The following is a 20,026-nucleotide window of genomic DNA, read 5'->3' as shown; positions in this document are numbered from 1 at the left end:
TGTCTTCAGTTGTGTGGTGCTGGTCCGGTGCTGTCCCGGACGATCAGTTCCCCGTGCAGTTCTCCGTGGGTGCCGGCCGAGGCCGCTGGGCTGTCCGGGTCGTCGAGCATTGCCAGTAGCAGCTCGACGGCGATCCGGCCAGCCTCCTGTTTGGGCAGCCGGACCGTGGTCAGGGCCGGACGGGCCATCCTCGACATCGCGATGTCGTCGACGCCGACGACGCTCAGTTCGCCGGGCACCGAGATGCCGCGGGCGTGCAGGCGGGCCAGCAGGCCGATCGCGACCAGGTCGTTGTAGGCGACCACCGCGGTGGCACCGGTGGCGACGACCTGGTCCGCGGCCGCCATACCGCCCTCGTACGTCGGGGCGAAGTTGCCGACCGGGGCGAGCTTCACGCGCAGTTCCTCGACCGCGTTGCGCAGGCCGAGGCCGCGATGCTGGGTCGACCAGGACGTCACCGGTCCACCGACCCAGGCGATCCGTTGGTGGCCGAGGGCAACGAGATGGGCGACGGCCTGACGCATCCCGCCCTCGTTGTCGTAGGTGATCCCGGGCAGCCCGGCGGCGGTCCGGTTGACCAGGACGACGGTGGTGTCCTGGGCGATCGCCGCCAGCTCTTCGTCACTGGCTCGCGGCGAGCACAGCACGACTCCGTCGACCTGCTTGGACAGGGCGCGCACCAGGCCGGCCTCGGCCGCCGGGTCCTCGTCGGTGTCCGCGACGAAGACCGCGACGTCGTGGCGGCGGGCGCGCGCCTGCACGCCCTTGGTGACGCTGGAGAAGAACGGGTTGGCGAGATCGGGCACGACCAGACCGATGGTCCCGGTGCGGCCGGTGATCAGACCACGGGCCGCACGGTTGGGCTCGTAGCCCAGCTGCTCGACGGCGGCAGCCACGCGCGCTCTGGTGGCGGCGTTGACCATCCCGGGCAGCGAGAGCGCGCGCGAGACGGTGGACGGCGATACGCCGGCCAGCCGCGCCACATCCCGGATCGTCGCCGCCACGTCATCTCCTCTGGGGTCGCGATCGAGTCTGCAATCGGTTGCAGCTTGTGTCAAGGAGCCATCCCATGGACGCTCCCTTGTGCTGACAAGGACCGGCTGCAATCCTTTGCAGTATCTGTTTCAGACCGCTCATCGGAGGACCCATGCCGAAGGCCCTGCAGCCTCATCCGGACCGTGCCCTGCCGGCCGGTGAGGCGCGCGACGTCGCCCGCCGGATCCACGCCTCGACGAAGGACCTGCCGCTGCTCTGCCTGCACGGGCACGTCGACATCGGACTGTTCGCTACCGACGCGCCGTTCGGCGACCCGGCCGGGCTGCTGGTCGTCCCGGACCACTACGTGACCCGGATGCTGATCTCCCAGGGCGTCTCCCCCGACAAGCTCGGACTGCCCCGCCGTGACGGCACGCAGGCCGCCGAGCCCCGGGAGATCTGGCGCGAGTTCTGCGCGAACTGGCACCTGTTCCTCGGCACCCCGAGCCGGTACTGGCTGGAGCACGAGTTCGCCGAGGTCCTCGGCCTCACGGTGCACCCGTCCGCCGAGAACGCCGACGAGCTGTACGACCAGATCACGGCCCGTCTCGCGGAGCCCGAGTTCCGGCCGCGGGCGTTGCTCGACCGTTTCAACATCGAGCTGATCTCCACCACCGACGCGGCCACCGACGACCTCGCGCAGCACGCGACGCTCGCGGCCGACCTGCCCGGCCGGGTGGTTCCGACCTTCCGGCCCGATGCCGTCGCACATCCCGACCGCGCCGGCTGGCCCGAGCTGGTGGCCCAGCTCGGCGCCTTGGCCGACGTCGACACCTCGACGTACGGCGGATTCCTGGAAGCCATTCGCCAGCGGCGGCGTGCCTTCGTCGCGGCAGGTGCGCGGGCCACTGACCACGGTCACCTGAGCGCGGCCGCAGTACCGCTGACCGATGCAGAGGCGGGGCGGATCTATACGGGTGCGCTGAAGGGCGACGTCACGGCCGAGGACGCGGCGGCGTTCGCGGGCCACATGCTGTATCAGTCGGCGGTGATGTCGGCCGAGGACGGACTGGTGATGCAGCTGCATCCCGGCGTACTGCGGGACCACGATCCGGCGATCTTCGCGACGTACGGTGCGGACCAGGGGCACGACATCCCGGTGGCGACCGAGTTCACGCGGTCGTTGCGGCCCTTGCTGGAGCGGTTCGGGCACGCGGACGGCTTCCGGATCGTGCTGTTCACCGTCGACGAGACCGTGTACTCCCGGGAGCTCGCGCCGCTGGCCGGTGTCTACCCGGCGGTGCGGCTGGGTGCGCCGTGGTGGTTCCTGGACAGCCCCGACGGCATGCGGCGGTTCCGGGAGCTCGTTACCGAGACGGCGGGCTTCTACAACATGTCCGGGTTCGTCGACGACACCCGCGCGTACCTGTCGATCCCGGCGCGCCATGACCTCGCCCGCCGGATCGACGCCGGGTACCTGGCCAACCTCGTCGTACAGCACCGGCTCGACGAGGACGACGCCTTCACCGTTGCGAAGGCACTCGCCTACGACCTGGCGAAGGACACGTACCTCTCGAACAGGTAGTCTCACGCAGATCTGTTCGCCCGGGGGTGTGTGAAGGGACCTGGATGAGGCGTGGGGTTGTCGCGGCCGCTGGTGCCGCGCTGCTGCTGGTTGCGGGCTGTTCGGATTCAGGAGGTTCGACCGTGCCTCCGAAGCCGACTGCCACCACCACAGTCACCGTGCCCACCGCTCCCCCGACCGCAGCGGCCGCCGTACTCGGACCGACGGGCCCGGGTACGGCGAAGCCCTGCAACGGCACGGACATCCCGGTGGGCAGCGACCCGCAGCCGATCATCGACGCTGCCCCCGCGGGAACGACCTTCTGCTTCGCCAAGGGCGTTCATCGGATCACCCGCCCGATCCAGCCGCGCAGCAAGGACACGCTGGCCGGAAACGCCGGCGCCGTACTCAGCGGATCCGTCCGGCTGACCGGATGGAAGCGGGCCGGCAATGCCTGGACGGTCCAGGGTGCGCTGCCCGCGGCGTACCCATTGAAGGGTCAGTGCGAGGACGACAAGACCAAGCCGTGCCAGCTCGGCGAGCAAGTGTTCCAGGACGGCAAGCATCTGACCCGCGTCATGAGCCCGAGCCAACTCGAGGCAGGCACGTTCTTCGGTGACTACAAGGCGAACGTCGTGTACCTCGGCGGCAACCCGACCGGTCACGTGATCGAGATGGCCAGGACGCAGACCGCGATCGACAAGTCGGCGGACGACGTCACGGTGACCGGCCTGACCATCCAGCAGTTCGCGAGCCGCCCGCAGGCCGGCGCGCTGCAGGCCGGCCGCGGCTGGAAGGTGACCGCGAACGAGGTCCGCTGGAACCACGCCGTCGGCATCATGGTGATCGAGGGCGACGGCACCGAGGTCAGCCGCAACACCGTGGCCGACAACGGGCAGCTCGGCATCGGCCAGTACAAATCGGCCGGCGTGAAGATCACCGCGAACCTGGTCACCCGGAACAACACCGACGGTTTCTGGATCGCGGACTGGGAGTCCGGCGGGATCAAGTCGACCCGGTCGTCCGGCGAGGTCAGCGGCAACGACATCATCGCGAACCGCGGCATCGGGATCTGGAGCGATATCGCGGAGTACGACCGCCGGATCTCCGGGAACCGGATCCGGGACAACGCGGCGGACGGGATCCGGTACGAGATCAGCTACTCCGCCGTCATCGACCAGAACGTCGTCGAGCACAACGGGTTCGGCACCGGCCGCGGCTCGGGCGGCACGCTCTGGGACGGCGGCGGTATCAACGTCAACACGTCCTCCGACGTGCAGGTCCGCGGCAACCTGATCAAGGACAACCGCAACGCGTTGTCGATCCAGTCCCGCACCCGCGGCGACGGTCCGCGCGGTACGTACGTACTGCGCAACGTCCTCGTCGAGGGCAACCTGGTCGTGATGAGCGACGCCGCCTCGTCCCTCGGCGTGGTGGAGAACAAACGCTCCCCCGCGCAGCCCGGCGCGATCACGTTCCGCCGGAACAGCTACCAGGGCGCCGACCACTTCGCGTACCGCGGCAAGACGATGACCTGGTCGGAGTGGCAACAATCCGGCTTCGACCAGGACTCAGTGAGCAGCTAGCGCACGTCTTCGATGTCGGAGCCTGTCGGCGTCGCAGATCGCGGCGGCGACCAGTAGGTGCACCGTCATCGACGACAGGTCGGACAGGCCGCTCTCGTTCAGCGAAGCGGCGGTGACGTAGGCCAGCAGGAGGGCTCCGCAGGCGCGGATGTACGGCGTGGGCGCGCGGAGGACCGAGACCCACGCGACGATCAGCGCGATCGCGACGATCGCGACGGCCAGCAGACCGGTCTCCCAGTACAGGCCGAGCCAGCTGTTGTCGATGGCCATCACGTCGATGTCGCCCTCGCCGCGACGCAGCAGGACCCGCTTGTTGCCGAGGCCGTGGCCGATGATCGCGGTCTGGGTGGACACGTGCTCGTCGATGACCGCCTGCCAGCTCGTCGTACGACCGCTCAGCGAGCTGATCTGCTGCGTGCCCTGGCCGCGCAGCAACCAGGTGTGCAGTGACCCGATGGTCAGGAACGCCAGGCCGAGGAGGGCGGGCACCGCGAGACTCGCGATCCGGCCCGCCCAGGTCTTCCGGGTCACGATCAACGCCACCACCAGCCCGAGCGCGACCGCGGCCGCGGACGTGCGGGTCCGGCTCGCCGCGATCAAGACGCCGCCCAGCCCGATGAGGGCAAGCGCCGGCAGCGCCGACAGCTTCCGGCAGAACAGCCCGATCAGCGCCAGCCCGAGCAGGATCGCCCCGACCTCGCCGACCCGCGGCGGCAGCATCGGGATGATGACGCCCTGCAGCCGTGACCCCGTGCCCAGCGAGCTCAGCGGCCGCCACGCCTGGCCCGGATCATAGGCAAGGCTCAGCACGACGGTTGCTGCCAGCAACAGGTGGGCCCACAGATGTGCCCGGACCAACCGCTCCGGAACCTGCACCAGCGGCCGCCACAACAGGAAGACGAACACCAGCCCGATCAGGAACCGCGCCAACCGGGTCAACGGACCCATCGGTTCGGCCAGCAGGAATGCGGTCGCGCAGGCGAACAGCACGTACATCACGTAGAGCCAGCTGGCCGGATTCACCCGGGTCCGGAATCCCGGCTTGGTGGCTGCGAGCGCGACCAGGAAGACCACGCCGAGCAGCACGCCCTTCGCCATGCTGTTCGTGGACCCGGTCGTGCCCTGCGGCGCGGCGACCCGCGAAGACCACGGCTGGACGCCGAGCACGAACAGGCACCACAGCATCAGCCAGAACCAGGCCGGCCGCTCGACCTCGCCCTCGACCGTCCCCGGCACCGCCGGGGCCAGCCGATCGCCGCGAGAGTACGTGCTCAGCATCAGCGCGGCGGCGCGGCCGAGTCCAGCGGCTTGTAGTTCAGCGGGATCCCGAGGGTCTCGTCCTGCACCGCGGTGCCGATCAGCACGACGCCCAGGACCGGGGCGCCGGCGAACTGCAGCGCACCCGTCAACCGCGCGACGTCCATCTCCTTGTCGAGACCGACCTGGACCACCAGCACCGATGCGTCCACGGCGGCGGCCAGCGGCGTGATCCCGTGCCGCCCGACCGACGCCGGGCCGTGGATGACGACGGAGTACCCCGGCGGCAGATCGGCCACGATGCCCGGCACCAGCGACGGGCCGACCGCCTCGGCGGTCTCCTCGTGGTTCAGACCGGGCGGCAGCACGTACAGATCAGCGACCGTCCCGGGCCGGAACAGCTTGCGGGCGCGGATCGCGCGGGTCGCCGCCGGCTCGTTGACCAGGTCGGTCAGTCCTTCGTGGCCGGTGAGATGCGGCAGCACCGGCGTACCTTCGATGTCGGCCAGGACCAGCAGGGTCTCCCGGCCGTCACGCGCGTTCGCCTCGGCCATCGCGAGCGCGATCCCGGCCGAGTTCGGCGTCGGCGAGGCCGAGACCACCAGCAGCGCGCCCGGACCGCCGCCCGCGAACGCGCGCGGGCTCAGCTCCCGGCGCGCCAGCGCGCCACTCGCCTCGGCGCCCAGCGCGGTGATCTCGTACTGCGGAAGCTCCGGGGCCGACCGCCGCCAGAACCGGCGCCGATGCCCCTCGGAGGCCGCGATCACCGGCGAACTGGTCGCCCGGGCCGCCTGATCCCGGGTCAGGATGTACGGCGTCAGGTGCGAGCGCAGCAGCGCGAGACCGAAGCCGAGCACGAGCCCGAGGATCCCGCCGACGAGGATGTCGCGGGCAACGATCGGCGACGAGCTGGCGGTGTCGGTCGTTGCCGGGGTCACCAGTTGGCTCCCGGAGCCAACCGTGGACAGTGCCTTCAGCATCGCGGCCGCGTCGTCCGCGGCCTGCCGGGCCTCGGTCGCCAGCCCGACCCGCTGGTCCCGCAGCGCCGCCGCGGTCTGGTTGTCGCCACGGCCGACGGCCTCGTCGATCTGGCTGACCAGACTCCGGGACTGCGTGGTCGCCGTCTTCGAGCGGGCCTGCGCCTGCTCGGCCAGGTTCGTCAGCAGCGCCTTGGCCTCGTCGTTGCGCTGCTTCAGGTAGATCGAGGCGATCGCGTTCGCCCGGTCGACCGCCTTCTGGGCGGTCGGGCCGTCGGTGGTGACCAGGTAGGCGTTGTCGGTGACCGCCTTCACCCGGGTCACCGTGGCGAGCTCCTGGATGGTCTTGTCGTCGGTCGGCATGCCGAGCTGCTTCACCACGGCGGCCAGCAGCGTCGGGCTGGCCATCACCCGGGCCTGGGTCTCGGCCGGCAGGTCCATCCCGAGCGGCCCGGTCTTGTCCGCGCCGTCCGACAGCTTCCCGACCAGGGCCGGCGGCACGGCCGGGCCGATCACCAGCTGGCTCGAGGCGGTCCACCGCGTGGTCTGGGAGAGCGCGAACACCGAGGCGCCGAGCAGTCCGAGCACGATGCAGCCCATGATCAGCCACTTCTGCCGCAGCAGGGACTGAGCGGTTTCCCGCCAGACCACGGTGCCCGGTTCCATTCGCTACCTCACTCCTTAGCTGCCAGCGCCCCAGGATATAGGCACCGGAATGTGATCACAGCACCTTGTCCAGTGCCCTACGCTCTTCTCGGGGGAATCTGGGGTTTTCACTTTCATGTCCAAGGGGGGACATCGCAGCATGAGGAAGACACGTCTGTTCACGCGGCTGGGGGTCGTGGGCACTCTGCTCGCCGGAGCGCTGGTGGTGGCGATCGCGCCGCCCGCGCAGAGCATCGAGGCCTCGCTCTCGGCCACCGCGAGCACCACCTGGCAGACCAACGCCAGCGTCCAGGGCATCGCGGTCGCCGCCGGGAAGGCCTACGCCGGCGGGCGCTTCACCAGCGTCCGGCCGCCGGGCGCCGCCGCCGGGACCGGTGAGGTCGGCCAGGCGTACCTGGCCGCGTTCGACGCGAGCACCGGCGCGCTGGTCAGCTCGTTCAACCCGGTGCTCAACGGTCAGGTCTACGCGGTGGCCGCTTCCGCGGACGGCTCGCGGATCTTCGTCGGCGGTGACTTCACCACCGTCAACGGCCAGACCCGGAACCGGATCGCCGCCTTCGACACCGCGACCGGCGCCCTGGTGACGAACTGGAAGCCGTCGGTGTCCTACCGGGTCAAGACGATCGCCGTCTCCGGCACGACCGTGTACTTCGGCGGCTCGTTCGGCCTGGTGAACAACCTGACCCGCAACCGGCTCGCCGCGGTCACCACCGACACCGGCACTCTGTTGCCCTGGGCGCCCTCGGTGAACGGCGACGTGTACGCCGTCGACGCCGCGGACGACGCGTCCAAGGTGTACGCCGGTGGCCAGTTCAGCACCGTCAACGGCACCAACCAGAACACCGCGACCAGCCTCGACCCGGTCACCGGCGCAGTACTGCCCTTCCCCGGCGGCTCCGCCGTACCGCCGCCGAACGGGTCCTGCACGACCCGGGTGAAGACCATCGACGCCAGCGGCGGCACCGTGTACTTCGGGAACGGCGGTGACGGCGGCGGCTGCTTCGACGGCACCTGGGCGGTCGACATCGCGACCAACACCCTGAAGTGGAAGAACCAGTGCCTCGGCGCGACCGAAGCGGTCAAGGTCGTCAACGGGTGGCTGTACAAGGGCTCGCACGCCCACGACTGCGCCAACCAGGGCGCCGGCGGCTTCCCGCAGGGCTTCGACTACCGCTTCCTGCTGAGCGAGAAGCTGACCGACGGGTCGCTCGGCCCGTGGTTCCCGAACACCGACGCGGACCCGAACAGCGCCACCAACGTCGGTCCGCTGGCGTTCGCGACCAGCGGCAACGACCTGTGGGCCGGCGGCGACTTCCTGCACGTGAACGACGTGGCCCAGCAGGGCCTGACCCACTTCACGAACGCGGCCCCGGGTGCGGCTCCGGCCAAGCCGGCCAAGCTGCTGCCGTACAGCGTCCAGCCGGGCGTCGTACAGATCCACTTCCCGACCGTGGTCGACAACGACGACAGCACGCTGACGTACCGGTTGCTGAAGGGGTTCACCAACACCACGATCGCGACCTGGACCGCTACCTCGACACCGTGGTACCGGCCGTGGCTCAGCTACACCGACACCTCCTCGGCTCCGGGTGAGGTGACGAACTACCGCGTCGAGGTCACCGACGGCAGCAATACGATCCGCGGCAACTACTCCGACCCGATCACGGTCGCCTCGACCGCATCCACGGCGTACGACCAGATCATCAACGCGGACGGTCCGCAGGCGTACTGGCGGCTCGGTGAAGCGGCCGGTACGACGACGTCCGTCGACTCCTCCGGGCAGAGCAACAACGGCACGTTCACCGGAGTGACGCTGGGCGGTGCCGGCGCGATCGCCGGCAACACGGCGATGACGACCAGCTCGAGCACCGGCCGGATGGCCGGCGAGAAGGCGTACAGCTTCCCGCAGCAGTTCAGCGTCGAGGCGTGGGTCAAGCAGAGCGGCGTCGGCCGTGGCGGCCGGATCATCGGCTTCGGCAACTCGAAGACCGGGAACAGCGGCGGTGGCGGCGACCGGATGCTGTACATGCGGACCAACGGATCGATCGTCTTCGGCGTCAACGACGGCGCACAGCGGACGCTCACCAGCCCGTCGGGCGACAACGACGGCCTGTGGCACCACGTGGTCGGCACGTACGACAGCGGCATGATGAAGCTGTACGTCGACGGCGTACTCAGTGGCAGTGCGCTCGTCGGTTCGGCATCGACGTACTACGGCTGGTGGCGGGTCGGATACGACCTGACGAACTCGTGGCCCGGCGGCGGAGCGACCCAGACCGGAATGGGCATCGACGAGGCCGCCGTCTACCCGTACGCGCTCACTCCCTTGCAGGTCCAAACTCACTACGCAGCAAAGTGAAAAGGCCCCTTTCTGCAAGGTTTGGCACAAACTCATAACGCGGTTGGGAGGCCCGCTTCCGGTGGGCCTCCCACAGCGGTAATGTCCGCCGCTGGTGCGTGATGAGGCACGCGCTGTACGGCCCCCGCCTGTCGAAGGACATAAATGAAGAAGTTAGTGCTGGCCCTTGTCACCGGCGCGGCTGTTCTGGCCGCGGCGTTGATCCCCTCCGGACCGCCGGTGGAGGCGGCGACTCCGGGCTTCGCCTCCGCGGTATCCGCGATCAAGCAGACTTCGTGGCAGACCAACAACAGCGTCAACGCGCTGGCCGTCGCGGGTAACACCGTGTTCGCCGGCGGTCTGTTCACCAGGCTCCGGCAGCCGGGGATGGCGTCGGGCCAGGCGCCCGAGACCCTCCGCAGCTACGTCGCCGCGTTCGACCGGACCACCGGGAAGCCGACCGCGTTCGCGCCGACGGTGAACGGTCCGGTCTATGCCATCGCGACCAGTCCGGACGGCAAGTGGGTCGTGATCGGCGGCGACTTCACCATGGTGAACGGCTTGCGGCGCAGCAAGATCGCGATGTTCAGCGTCGCCACCGGCAAGATCGTGCAGGCCTGGGACCCGGTGGTCGCGGCCCGCGTGAAGGCACTGGCCATCTACGGCAACAGCGTGTTCATCGGGGGCGCGTTCGGAAAGATCGACGGCGTGGTCCGTAACCGGCTCGGCGCGGTCCGGCTGCTGCAAGGTGACGTGCTGCCGTGGAACCCGAACGCCAACAACGACGTGTACGCGATCGACGTGTCCGACAACGGCACCCGGGTGTTCGTCGGCGGCCCGTTCAGCACGATCAACGGCAAGGACCACTACTCGCTGGCGATGCTGAACAACACCACCGGCGCGGCCTTCGCGTTCCCGGCCGCGGCCGCGATCCCGAAGCCGACCGCGACCTGCACGACGCGGGTGAAGGACATCGACACGCTCGGCGACAAGGTGTTCGTCTCCAACGGCGGTGACGGCGGCGGCTGCTACGACGGCGTACTCGCCGCGCAGGTCTCGACCGGCCAGCTGCTGTGGCAGAACAAGTGCCTGGGCGCGACCGAGGCGATCAAGGCGATCGGCAACTGGGTCTACAAGGGCTCGCACGCGCACGACTGCAGCTCCACGCCGAACGGCTTCGCCAACGGCTCCGGGACGCACTACCTGCTGGTCGAGAGCGCGATCAACGGCAACCTCGGACCTTGGTTCCCGAACACCGACGCGAACCCGAAGAGCACCACGCAGGTCGGTCCGCTGGCGATGGCCGGCGGCGACACCGACCTCTGGGTCGGCGGCGACTTCCTGCACGTGAACGGCCAGATCCAGGTCGGCATCACCCGGTTCACGAACGCGGCCGGCGGCGCGGCTCCCGCCGTACCGAAGGCGCCGACGCTGAGCGCGACGACGTCCGGCCGGGTCTACGTCACGTACTCCGACGTGTACGACCTGGACAACCTGACGCTGACATACAACGTGTTCCGGGGCTCGCTGAACGTCGGATCGAACGCCTACACGTCGTACTTCTGGCAGGCCCGCAAGAGCTACCAGGTGGTGGACCGCGGCCTCAAGCGCGGCTCGACGTACGCGTACCACATCGAAGTACACGACGGCCGCAACATCATGAAGGGCGCCACCGCGAGCGTGAAGATCCCCTAGCCCGCAGTCGTCGTTGGGACGTCTCAGGGGTCAACCCCGCGGATGGTCGGTTGCGGATGAAGAATCCGGCAATGCAACCGACAACCTGCGGGGTTGACCCCTGAGACGTTCGTGGCTGGGGATGAGTTATCCACAGCGCTCGGTTCCGGGGATGCGGCGGACGGGCGCGATGGACGATCCTTGCGGGATGAATCCGATGCTCGCCGTGGTGGCCGAGAGCCAAGGTGGCGTGTTCAGCCGGGGGCAGGCGCTCGCCTGCGGGTACACACCGCGCGGGATTCGGGACCGGGTTCGCAGCGGACGATGGCTGCGGGTGCGTTACGGGCAGTACGCCGAAGCGGTCGACCTCAGCCGGCTGGCCCCCTGGGACCAGGAGCTGAGTCGGTACCGGCAGCTGGTGTACGCCGTGATGAACGCGATGCGACCCGGGTCCGTGGCGATCAGCCATCAGTCGTCGCTTCTCCTGCACGGGCTGCCGTTGTGGGGCGTCGACTTGTCGCAGGTGCACCTCACTCGCCTGGACGAGCGCAGACACAGCGGCCCTGTTGCGGATGTCCGGTACCACCGGGGCAGCCTGGCATCCGACGACCTCGCGATGATCGGAGGTCAGACCACGACGGCTTTGCCCAGAAGCGTCGTCGAGTCCGCCTGTACGGCGTCGTTCGAGGCGGCCGTGGTTTTCGCTGACGCGGCTCTGCGCGATCACGCGATCGACGGACAGGAGCTGCTCCGGCTGCTCCAGCTCACCGAGTTCTGGCCAGGAAGCGCCACTGCACGGGCCGCGCTCAGCTTCGCCGACGGCCGATCGGAGTCGGTCGGAGAATCTCGCTTTCGGGTCCTGATGCACAACCAGGGGCTGCCGGTCCCCGAGCTCCAGGTCGTTTATCGTGACAGGCACGGGATCATCGGACGAGTCGATTTCGACTTCTCCGGGCGCAACACGGTCGTCGAGTTCGACGGCAGGCTGAAGTACGCGGACGCATCGAGCGACGTACTCGTCCAGGAGAAGATCCGCGAGGACCGGCTGCGCGGCATCGGGCTCGAAGTCGTCCGGATGATGTGGCCGGACCTGAACCGTCCGGCCGACGCGGCCGCCACCATCCGGGCCGCATTCGCCCGAGCCCGCCGCGCCGCCTGACGACATCCGCCACTCGACCAGGGCCTGCACCATCTCGCCGTCTCAGGGGTCAACCCCCGAGATGGTCGGTTTGCCTACCTGCATTCAGGGTGCCAACCGTCCCCCTCAGGGGTTGACCCCTGAGACGGACAGGCGAGGCGAGGCGAGGCGGTAGCGGGCGGGGCGGTGGCGGGCGGGGCGGTGGGTGGGGGTGGGTGGGTTAGTTGGCGCGGCGGTGGGCGGCGATGGCTCGGTGTGCCTCGTTCCACCACAGCAGCAAGGTGGTGAACGAGGCGCCGGCCAGGCCCCAGGCCGCGCCCTTCGGGCCCCAGAGGAAGGCGCCGCCGACACCGCAGGTGATCAGGATGACCGACGAGATCAGGCGGACGCGCAGGCCGCGGGTGGCGGCGGTGAGGGCTCGCATGATCGCGAAAGCGCCGGCGTTCGAGGCGCCGAGGGCTTGGAGCAGGATGACCGGGATGAGGACGCTGTGAGCCTGCGTCCACACTCCCGGGCCGAGCAGTTCCCGGCCGACGACGGCCGGAAGCAGGAGGAAGACAGCACCCCAGGCCAGTGCGCCGGCTCCGACGCCGAGCGAGATGGCCAGTCCGACCAGCCACAGGCGACGGTACGAGTGCCGCAGGGCGCGGGCGGCTTCGGGTACGGAGATCATCCGGATGCCCTGGTTCAGCACGTTGACCGGGCCGAGCAGGACCTGCGCGCCGCGGATGCCCGCGGTGGCGACCAGGCCGGCCGCGGCCGTGATGCCGAGCATGTAGACCTGGATCGTGCCGGAGACCGCGAGCATCTCCCCGACGTACTTCGGGCTCAGGTCCCAGTTCCGCTTCACCCATTCACGAATCAGCTGCCGCCGCGGCGCCACCCCGGCCTGGAAGCGGCCGGCGATCGCGGCGATGACCGCGCCCAGCCCCCACCCGAACGTCAGGCTGAACGCCGACGTCGTACCGGTCAGGTAGAGACCGCCGAAGATCGCGAGCATGGCGAGCAGCCAGATCAGATCGTTGACGAACGCCTTGTGTCCTTCGCCCACGACGAAGAACGCCCAGCGCCAGGCGTCCTGCAGCAGCAGCCCCGGCATCGTCACCGCGAACGCGATCAGCACTCCCCTGGACGGGACACCCGGGAAGGCCGCGATCGCCAACGCTACGAGCATCGCCAGAAAGCCTGTCAGCAAGGCAGTTGCCGTGCTCGCCCGGACCGCACGTTGCCACTCGGGCGTGCGATCACCGGAGTACCGGACCGCGAGCGGCTCGGTGGCGACCGCACGGGACACGTTCAAAGCGATCGTGTACCCGCCGAAAGCGAGTGCGTAGACACCGAAGTCGGCGACGGTGCTCGACCGCGCGACGACGACGCCGACTGCGAGGTTGCTGAGGCTCGACAGCGCTTGGTCGGCGAGTCCCCAACTGGCCCGGCCAGCAGGACCTCTCAGCCTCTTCAGCTTCAAGTAACCGGCCGGGGCGGGCGTCGCAGGATGCCGAAGACGAACTGCGGAATGCCCAGCAGGTAACGCTTCCAGAGCCGCTTCGGCTCCTTGTAGAGCCGGTAGCTCCACTCCAGTCCGGCGCGCTGCATCCACAGCGGGGCGCGGTCGAGCCGGCCGGTATGGAAGTCGAACGCCGCGCCGACGCCGATCAGGATCGTCGCGTTCAGCCGGTCGCGGTGGTCGGCCATCCAGCGCTCCTGCTTCGGTGCGCCGAGCCCGACCCAGATGATGTCCGGGCGCGCCTCGTTCATCCGGGCGACCACGGCCGCGTCCTCGGCCTCGGTCAGCGGCCGGTACGGCGGGCACTCGGTGCCGACCACCTTCAACGCCGGATGCCGCTCCTGGAAGACGCCCCGCAACTCCTCGGCGACACCCTCGGCGCCGCCGTAGAAGTACTGCGTCCAGCCGCGCCCGGCCGCCTCCGCCATCACCCGCTCGAGCAGGTCCGGCCCGGCGACCCGGTCCATCTGTTCGAACCCGGCCTTCTGGCCCGCCCAGACCAGCGGCATGCCGTCCGGCACCGTCAGCCCGGCGGTGTTGTAGACCTCGGTGAGCCGCTCGTCGGCGCGCGCGTGCAGCAGGGCGTTCATGTCCGTGACGCAGACGAGCTCGCGGGCGTTGTGGTCGATCCAGCGGGCGAACGTCTCGACGGTGTGGTCCGGATTCGTGATGCTGACATGGATGCCCAGGACATCGACTCGGTCGGCCGTGCTCGCCGCGGTCTGCATATCGGTCATCAGTCAGTCCTCCGGGGTCAGCGCGGCGAGATCCGCGTCGACCATGATCTGAACCAGCTCGGGCACGTGCACCTGGGCCTTCCAGCCCAACTCGGTCATGGCTTTGGACGCGTCCCCGATCAGCGAGTCCACTTCGGTCGGCCGAACGTACCGGGAGTCGTAGTCGACGTACTCCTCCCAGTCCAGCCCGACGTGGTTGAAGGCCAGTGAGACGAAATCTTTCACCGAGTACGACGTTCCGGTCGCGATCACGTAGTCGGCGGGCGTGTCGTGCTGCAGCATCCGCCACATGCCCTCGACGTACTCCGGGGCGTAACCCCAGTCGCGGCAGGCGTCCAGATTGCCCAGGTACAGGCGATCCTGGCGACCCAGCTTGATCGCGGCGACCGCGCGGGTGATCTTCCGCGTCACGAACGTCTCGCCCCGCCGCGGCGACTCGTGGTTGAACAGGATCCCGTTCACCGCGAACATGTCGTACGCCTCGCGGTAGTTCCGGGTCATCCAGTAGCCGTAGAGCTTGGCCGCGCCGTACGGCGACCGCGGGTAGAACGGGGTGTCCTCGTTCTGCGGCGGGGGCGTCGCGCCGAACATCTCCGACGAGGACGCCTGGTAGAACCGGCAGTCCAGTCCGATCATCCGGATCGCCTCGAGCAACCGCGTCGTCCCCATCCCGGTGGTGTCCCCGGTGTACTCCGGCTCGTCGAAGCTCACCCGCACATGCGACTGCGCGGCCAGGTGGTACACCTCGGCCGGCTGGATCGACGCGAGCAGCGTGACGAGTCGCGACCCGTCGGTCAGATCGCCGTAGTGCAGGAACAGCCGCTTGTCCTTCGCGTGCGGATCCTCGTACAGGTGGTCGATCCGCTTGGTGTTGAACGTCGACGCGCGCCGGATCAGGCCGTGGACCTCGTAGCCCTTGGCGAGCAGCAGCTCGGCCAGGTACGAGCCGTCCTGGCCGGTGATCCCGGTGACGAAGGCCTTTTTCATGAGTGGTTCTCCACGTACCAGCGGTAGGTGGCGGCCACACCGTCTTCGAGGTCGATGGACGGCTTCCAGCCCAGCGCCAGCAGCCGGCTCACGTCGAGCAGCTTGCGCGGAGTGCCGTCCGGCTTGGACAAATCGTTGCTCAGGGCACCGGTGTACCCGGCGACGCGGGCGACCAGCTCGGCCAGCTCGCGGATCGACACGTCGGTGCCGACGCCGACGTTGATCGGCTCCGGCGCGTCGTAGTGCTCGAGCAGGTGCAGGCAGGCGTCGGCCAGGTCGTCCACGTGCAGGAACTCGCGCCGCGGCGTACCGCTCCCCCACAGCACGACCTCAGGTGCGTCGGTCTCACGAGCCTCGTGGAACCGGCGGATCAGAGCCGGCAGCACATGCGACGTCGCCGGATCGAAGTTGTCGTTCGGCCCGTAGAGGTTGGTCGGCATCGCGGAGATCCAGCGCAGACCGTGCTGCCGGCGGACGGCCTGGACCTGCATGATGCCGGCGATCTTCGCGATCGCGTACGCGTCGTTGGTCGGCTCGAGCTCACCAGTCAGCAGGCTCGACTCGCGGATCGGCTGGTCGGCGTACTTCGGGTAGATGCAGGACGAGCCGAGGAACAACAGCCGCGGTGTGCGTACGTCGAGGGCCGCGTCCATCAGGTTCACCTGGATACGCAGGTTGTCGCTGAGGAACTCGGTCGGGTGGTCCCGGTTCGCGAGGATGCCGCCGACCCGGGCTGCCGCATCGATGACCACGGCCGGCCGGTGCTCCTGCAGGAACGCGAAGGTGGCGTCCCGGTCCCGCAGATCCAGCTCTGCGGAGGACGCGCCGATCAGGTTCGTGTGACCAGCGGCCTCGAGCCGTCGCCAGATGGCGGAACCGACGAGTCCACGATGGCCTGCTACATACACCGAATCCATCAATACGCTCCCGCGCCGTAGATCACCGCGCGCACGGTCTTCCAGAGGATCAGCAGATCCAGGGTCATCGACCAGTTGTCGACGTACCGCAGGTCGAGCCGGACGGACTCGTCCCACGACAGGTCGCTGCGGCCGCTGACCTGCCACAGGCCGGTCATGCCGGGTTTGACCAGCATCCGCCGCGAGTCGTCGGCGGCGTACAGCGCGACCTCTTCGGCCAGCGGCGGCCGCGGCCCGACCAGCGACATGTCGCCGCGCAGCACGTTGAACAGCTGCGGCAGCTCGTCGAGCGAGAACCGCCTGATCCACCGGCCGAGCGGCGTCATCCGCGGGTCGTCCCGCATCTTGAAGATCACGCCGTTGCCGTCGCTCAACGCGAACAGGTCACCGAGCCGCTGCTCGGCGTCGGAGTACATGCTGCGGAACTTCAGCATGGTGAACTCGGCGCCGCCGCGGCCGATCCGCTGCTGCCGGAACAGCACCGGCCCCGGACTCGACACCTTGACCGCGAGCGCCAGGCCGATCAGCAGCGGCGACAGTACGGCGATGAAGCCGAGGGCAACGGTCCGGTCGAAGACCGCCTTCATCAGGTGCGGCCCGCCGCTGACGGACGGCCGCTCCAGGTGCAGCAAGGACAGACCGGCGACCGGGCGGACCGAGATCCGCGGACCGGCCACCTCGATGATGCCCGGCGAGACGATCAGCTCGATGCCGCGCTGCTCCAGCGCCCACGACAGCCGGCGCAGCGACTGGCCGACCAGCTCCGGGTCGGTCGAGATGGCGACCACGTCGACCGCGTGCCGGTCAGCGGCGGCCAGGATGTCCGGCTCGTCCAGCTCCTCGGGCTGCAACGGGCCGTTGCTGTGCCGGTCACCGCGTGGCCGGCAGGTCGCCACCACGCGGAACCCGTCGGTCGGACGACTCTCGAGGTGCTCACACAGCGTCGCGGCCGGGCCACTGCGCCCGACCACGAGAACCCTGTGCATGCAGCGACCTCGGACCCGGTGCCGGTGCAGGTCCTTCCGCAAGGCGTACCGCAGCAGCAGGGCGGAGACCACCATCACCGGGATCGCCAGCACCACGAAGCCCCGGGCGATCTCGGTCTTGGTCACGTACGACGTCATAGCGACGGCGGCTGTGAGTCCGACACCGGATCGCATCAGCGAGCGGAACTCGTCCGGCCCGGCGCCGAAGTACCGCGGGTCGTAGCCCTTCGACAGCGCGACCACGCCGACCCACGCCAGCGGCAGCAGACTGCTCACGACGAGATAGCTGGGGCCGACGTGGTACCCGAACCTGGTCAGCAGGGCGATCGAGACGCCGAGCATCGCGGCCAGCAGGTCACCGCCGACGGCGGCCCAGCGGTACACACCGACCCAGCGCGGCTCGGTCGAGCGCGACGGCAGCGGAACGATCGCCGGGACCTCATGCGGCACGACCCAGAGCGGTGCGTGCCCGTCCATCCGGCCGGGCGCCTCAGCTCCGCTCACACCTGTCCCTCGGTCTCACGTTGCGGCCACTCGAACACGCTCCGTGCCCGGGGGTTTCCGCAGCTGGCCGTCCCCAGAATTCACCCGCGCGTCGGCGGCGAGTCACCGAACATTACTACGCACCACGGGCCTCGGCGACCATCAGGCCGCCTTCCTTGTGGAGAACTTGCATTGTGAGCCGGGAACCAGTTGGTTCATCACGAAATGATCAAGAAAACAAGGCAGTCCGGCCGGCGTCGCGCTGACGCCGGCCGGACAGAACTTGACGACTGGTCAGACAGTCGCGTGACTTGGTGTGTCGTACTCCGCGACCACCTCGGCCGGGATGTGCTCGAGGTCGCTGACCCGCAGGTAGTCGCCCATCGTCGTGCCGGTGCACTCGGAGTCGATGTTCGGCGCGGACCGCCCGTTCACTGTGTCGCCGAGGTGCACGGTGCGCAGGTCGATGCTGAACCGGGTCCGGCCCGAGGTGTTCGGCACACTGGAGTGCAGCTGTGCCCCGGAGAACAGGATGATCCCGCCCGGCTTGCAGATCGGGCGGATCTGCGGCACCAGCTCGACGTCTTCTTCCGGCACCGGCTGCACGCGGGTGTCGGTGCCGATCTGGGTCGCGGCGATCTTCCGGCTGGTCGCGTTCCACTCCGCGTAGTTGTAGACCCGGGAGCTGTTCTTCACCGGGGTCTGCCAGTACCGCGGGTGGAACGCCAGCCCGTTGTCGTCGCTGATCGCGAAGATCGGCAGCCACCAGTTGAGCTGGGTGAACGGCGCGGAGTACCAGGTGTCGCGGTGCGGGTGGAACGCGAACGCGATCCCGGTGGTCAGGTAGTCGTCCGACGTCGAGCTGCGCATCCGCGGTACGTCGAAGTACACCTCCTCCGGGTCGCAGCCGAAGTCGGCCAGCATCTCCTGGATGAGCCGCTTCGACTCCGGGTGATGGATGAACCGCGGCTTCAGTTCGGCGAGCAGCGCCGCGTACTCCTCGACGGCCATGTCGAACTGGGCCGTCTCCGGGTCGAGCGGGTGGAAGGCCTGCCGGGCCATCTCACCGGCGAACTCGGTCAGCGCCAGCGTCGACGGACGCGGTGAGTAGACGAACAGGTCGCCGTCGTACAACTTCTGCCTACGCTCGTCGTCGCCGAACTCGGCGTCGACATAAATGGAATGCATCGGAGTTCCCCCTCCTTGTCGTACTGCGAAAAGCCCGGCCGGCCGCGATCGAACTCAGCCGGCCTGCACGCCGGCCCCCGCCGGCTGTGCTACACGTGACGCGTCGGCCAACGGCACCAGGTCGACGTTGGGCAGGGCCAGGTCGCCACGCATGAGCTCCAGGTAACGCTGCCGGAGCTGCGCCAGCAGCCCGGCCTGTTCGTACTCGACACCGTCGAGCTCGGCGACCAGCGTCAGCTCCGAGATGGTGCCGGCCAGGCCGCACTCGTCGGCGGCGAGCAGCTCGGTCCGTTCGATCGGTCGCCGGTCGAACGGGATCCCGAGGTCCTTGGCCACCTCCTCGAGGACGTCGACCGTGATGCTGTCCAGGCACGACTCGCTGGTCGGCGGCGTCACGATCCGTCCGCGCTGGGCGATCAGGACGCAGGCACCGGTCGCCTCCGCGACCCGGCCGGCGTCGTTGAGCATGATCGCGTCGTCGTACCCGAGCCGGCGTACCTCGATCCGCGCCATCCGGGCACCGACGTAGTTCGCACTGCTCTTCACCCGCGTGGGCAGGACGAGGTCGGACGCCCGGCGCCAGCTCGTCACGCCGAGCCGCATCGGGTCCGGGTCGAGCTTGCGCTGGCTGAAGGCCGTGACCACCAGGTCGGCCTCGGTCGCCTCACCCCAGTGCCCGTGGGTCACGTACATGGTCGGCCGGAACCACAGGTCCTTGTCCGGCACGAGCAGCTCGCCGGCCAGCGTCGCCAGCCCGGCGAGGAACTCCTCGTACGTGAACCGGACCGGGATGTGGAACAGCGAAGCCGACCGGCAGAGGCGGTCGTAGTGCCGGCGCGGCGTCCGGATCGAGAAGGTCTCACCGGCGGAGTCCCAGTAGCCCTTCACGCCTTCGAAGACGCTCAGCGCCCGGGTCAGCGCCTCGGCGCCGATGTGGATCTTCACGTCGGTGTACGGCACGAGCTCGCCGTTGACGAGCGCCCACGGCGGCGTCGTGAGCTGCGATATGGATGCGGTGTGAGCCATGAGGCGCCTTCCCGGAGATT

Annotated in this window: 15 protein-coding genes; 5 read left to right on the top strand and 10 right to left on the bottom strand. The window is 69.1% G+C overall.

Annotated features, from left to right (window positions below; genetic code table 11):
• Nucleotides 1-5: 5 nt before the first annotated feature.
• Nucleotides 6-1,004 (bottom strand): LacI family DNA-binding transcriptional regulator, encoded by a 999-nt coding sequence (locus tag OHA18_RS29905; RefSeq protein ID WP_328998661.1) that lies wholly within the window; start codon nucleotides 1,002-1,004, stop codon nucleotides 6-8.
• 143 nt (nucleotides 1,005-1,147) lie between these two features.
• On the opposite strand from OHA18_RS29905, the gene uxaC reads away from it, so the two are divergent.
• On the top strand, nucleotides 1,148-2,560 hold the full coding sequence (gene uxaC, locus OHA18_RS29900; protein ID WP_328998660.1) for a glucuronate isomerase: 1,413 nt from the start codon (nucleotides 1,148-1,150) through the stop codon (nucleotides 2,558-2,560).
• 122 nt (nucleotides 2,561-2,682) lie between these two features.
• Nucleotides 2,683-4,125 carry a right-handed parallel beta-helix repeat-containing protein gene (locus tag OHA18_RS29895; protein WP_328998659.1) on the top strand — a complete coding sequence of 481 codons (1,443 nt, stop codon included), beginning with the start codon at nucleotides 2,683-2,685 and terminating at the stop codon, nucleotides 4,123-4,125.
• On the opposite strand, the gene OHA18_RS29890 is transcribed toward OHA18_RS29895, so the two are convergent.
• Nucleotides 4,111-5,403 (bottom strand): O-antigen ligase family protein, encoded by a 1,293-nt coding sequence (locus OHA18_RS29890; RefSeq protein ID WP_328998658.1) that lies wholly within the window; start codon nucleotides 5,401-5,403, stop codon nucleotides 4,111-4,113. The genes OHA18_RS29895 and OHA18_RS29890 overlap by 15 nt on opposite strands.
• Nucleotides 5,403-7,025 (bottom strand): Wzz/FepE/Etk N-terminal domain-containing protein, encoded by a 1,623-nt coding sequence (locus OHA18_RS29885; RefSeq protein WP_328998657.1) that lies wholly within the window; start codon nucleotides 7,023-7,025, stop codon nucleotides 5,403-5,405. Before OHA18_RS29885 ends, OHA18_RS29890 begins: the two co-directional genes overlap by 1 nt.
• Before the next feature lie 139 nt (nucleotides 7,026-7,164).
• Between OHA18_RS29885 and OHA18_RS29880 the strand changes: the two genes are divergently transcribed.
• The 3 genes from OHA18_RS29880 to OHA18_RS29870 all read left to right on the top strand — a co-directional run bounded on the left by OHA18_RS29880 (nucleotide 7,165) and on the right by OHA18_RS29870 (nucleotide 12,196).
• Nucleotides 7,165-9,384 (top strand): LamG domain-containing protein, encoded by a 2,220-nt coding sequence (locus tag OHA18_RS29880; RefSeq protein WP_328998656.1) that lies wholly within the window; start codon nucleotides 7,165-7,167, stop codon nucleotides 9,382-9,384.
• 144 nt (nucleotides 9,385-9,528) lie between these two features.
• The gene (locus OHA18_RS29875) at nucleotides 9,529-11,058 is read left to right on the top strand and encodes a fibronectin type III domain-containing protein (RefSeq protein WP_328998655.1); all 1,530 of its coding nucleotides are present in this window, start codon (nucleotides 9,529-9,531) and stop codon (nucleotides 11,056-11,058) included.
• A gap of 187 nt (nucleotides 11,059-11,245) precedes the next feature.
• Nucleotides 11,246-12,196 (top strand): type IV toxin-antitoxin system AbiEi family antitoxin domain-containing protein, encoded by a 951-nt coding sequence (locus tag OHA18_RS29870; RefSeq protein WP_328998654.1) that lies wholly within the window; start codon nucleotides 11,246-11,248, stop codon nucleotides 12,194-12,196.
• A gap of 199 nt (nucleotides 12,197-12,395) precedes the next feature.
• Here OHA18_RS29870 and OHA18_RS29865 read toward each other — a convergent pair whose 3' ends face one another.
• The 7 genes from OHA18_RS29865 to OHA18_RS29835 all read right to left on the bottom strand — a co-directional run bounded on the left by OHA18_RS29865 (nucleotide 12,396) and on the right by OHA18_RS29835 (nucleotide 20,006).
• Nucleotides 12,396-13,643, bottom strand: a complete 1,248-nt coding sequence (locus OHA18_RS29865) for a hypothetical protein (protein WP_328998653.1) — start codon at nucleotides 13,641-13,643, stop codon at nucleotides 12,396-12,398.
• A complete protein-coding gene (locus tag OHA18_RS29860; RefSeq protein ID WP_328998652.1) occupies nucleotides 13,640-14,419 on the bottom strand; it encodes a WecB/TagA/CpsF family glycosyltransferase in 780 nt (259 codons plus the stop codon). Before OHA18_RS29860 ends, OHA18_RS29865 begins: the two co-directional genes overlap by 4 nt.
• A gap of 3 nt (nucleotides 14,420-14,422) precedes the next feature.
• Nucleotides 14,423-15,406 (bottom strand): GDP-mannose 4,6-dehydratase, encoded by a 984-nt coding sequence (gene gmd, locus OHA18_RS29855; RefSeq protein ID WP_328998651.1) that lies wholly within the window; start codon nucleotides 15,404-15,406, stop codon nucleotides 14,423-14,425.
• On the bottom strand, nucleotides 15,403-16,323 hold the full coding sequence (locus OHA18_RS29850; protein WP_328998650.1) for a GDP-L-fucose synthase family protein: 921 nt from the start codon (nucleotides 16,321-16,323) through the stop codon (nucleotides 15,403-15,405). The genes gmd and OHA18_RS29850 overlap by 4 nt, the downstream gene beginning before the upstream one ends.
• Entirely contained in the window at nucleotides 16,323-17,813 is a 1,491-nt protein-coding gene (locus OHA18_RS29845; protein ID WP_328998649.1) for a sugar transferase, read from the bottom strand. Before OHA18_RS29845 ends, OHA18_RS29850 begins: the two co-directional genes overlap by 1 nt.
• A gap of 273 nt (nucleotides 17,814-18,086) precedes the next feature.
• Nucleotides 18,087-18,980, bottom strand: coding sequence for a hypothetical protein (locus OHA18_RS29840; protein WP_328998648.1), 894 nt, complete (start codon nucleotides 18,978-18,980; stop codon nucleotides 18,087-18,089).
• Between the two features lie 54 nt (nucleotides 18,981-19,034).
• The gene (locus tag OHA18_RS29835) at nucleotides 19,035-20,006 is read right to left on the bottom strand and encodes an aminotransferase class IV (protein ID WP_328998647.1); all 972 of its coding nucleotides are present in this window, start codon (nucleotides 20,004-20,006) and stop codon (nucleotides 19,035-19,037) included.
• Between the last annotated feature and the right edge of the window lie 20 nt (nucleotides 20,007-20,026).

This window comes from Kribbella sp. NBC_00709, assembly GCF_036226565.1.
Taxonomy (GTDB): Bacteria; Actinomycetota; Actinomycetes; order Propionibacteriales; family Kribbellaceae; genus Kribbella.
Note: the sequence above shows the minus strand (reverse complement) of the source record. Positions and strands in the feature narration are given on the sequence as shown.

Bases quoted from the DNA above. Each gene is read 5' to 3' on its own strand.
- OHA18_RS29835 (WP_328998647.1), bottom strand. From the start codon at position 20,006: ATGGCTCACACCGCATCCATATCGCAGCTCACGACGCCGCCGTGGGCG.
- OHA18_RS29875 (WP_328998655.1), top strand. From the start codon at position 9,529: ATGAAGAAGTTAGTGCTGGCCCTTGTCACCGGCGCGGCTGTTCTGGCC.
- OHA18_RS29890 (WP_328998658.1), bottom strand. From the start codon at position 5,403: ATGCTGAGCACGTACTCTCGCGGCGATCGGCTGGCCCCGGCGGTGCCG.
- OHA18_RS29860 (WP_328998652.1), bottom strand. From the start codon at position 14,419: ATGACCGATATGCAGACCGCGGCGAGCACGGCCGACCGAGTCGATGTC.
- gmd (WP_328998651.1), bottom strand. From the start codon at position 15,406: ATGAAAAAGGCCTTCGTCACCGGGATCACCGGCCAGGACGGCTCGTAC.
- OHA18_RS29880 (WP_328998656.1), top strand. From the start codon at position 7,165: ATGAGGAAGACACGTCTGTTCACGCGGCTGGGGGTCGTGGGCACTCTG.
- OHA18_RS29885 (WP_328998657.1), bottom strand. From the start codon at position 7,025: ATGGAACCGGGCACCGTGGTCTGGCGGGAAACCGCTCAGTCCCTGCTG.
- uxaC (WP_328998660.1), top strand. From the start codon at position 1,148: ATGCCGAAGGCCCTGCAGCCTCATCCGGACCGTGCCCTGCCGGCCGGT.
- OHA18_RS29850 (WP_328998650.1), bottom strand. From the start codon at position 16,323: ATGGATTCGGTGTATGTAGCAGGCCATCGTGGACTCGTCGGTTCCGCC.
- OHA18_RS29840 (WP_328998648.1), bottom strand. From the start codon at position 18,980: ATGCATTCCATTTATGTCGACGCCGAGTTCGGCGACGACGAGCGTAGG.
- OHA18_RS29870 (WP_328998654.1), top strand. From the start codon at position 11,246: ATGAATCCGATGCTCGCCGTGGTGGCCGAGAGCCAAGGTGGCGTGTTC.